Genomic DNA, 546 nt, shown 5'->3' with positions numbered 1-546 from the left:
AAGGCTACAAATATACAGTTGACATAGATCTAGCAAAATATTTTGACACCGTGAACCATGACTTGTTGATAGGTATGGTAAGGGAACAAGTAAAGGATGAAACCATCATACGACTCATACGCAAATTCCTAAAGAGTGGGGTCATGTCAAATGGGCTTTTGAGCCCCTCTACCAAAGGTACTCCACAAGGTGGAAACCTGTCTCCACTACTCAGTAATATCTACCTCAATAATTTTGATCGCCTACTTGAAAAGAGGGGACACAAATTTGTGAGGTACGCCGATGACTGTGTCATTTACGTCAAAAGTAAGAGAGCCGCTGAAAGAGTAATGACCAGCTGTACAAAATACCTCGAAGAGAAATTAAAACTTAAGGTGAATCGAGATAAGAGCAACACTGGGAGCCCACTTAAGCTTAATTTTCTTGGCTTCTCCCTCTACAAAGCTAGAGGAAAGGCTGGAATACGACCACACCAAGAGTCCATAAAACGGTTCAAGGACAGGATAAGGCAGATAACAAGTCGTAAACGTGGTAGGTCAATTCAAC

Annotated in this window: 1 protein-coding gene; it reads left to right on the top strand. The window is 41.8% G+C overall.

Going from position 1 to position 546, the window contains the following annotated elements; all coding sequences use genetic code 11:
* A partial coding sequence (locus tag CDO51_RS13185) for a reverse transcriptase domain-containing protein (RefSeq protein ID WP_240503599.1) occupies positions 1-546 on the top strand: 546 nt, incomplete at both ends.

Origin of the sequence: Natranaerobius trueperi (assembly GCF_002216005.1) — a bacterium.
Taxonomy (GTDB): domain Bacteria; phylum Bacillota; class Natranaerobiia; order Natranaerobiales; family Natranaerobiaceae; genus Natranaerobius_A; species Natranaerobius_A trueperi.
This window is presented reverse-complemented; position numbering and strand designations above follow the sequence as displayed.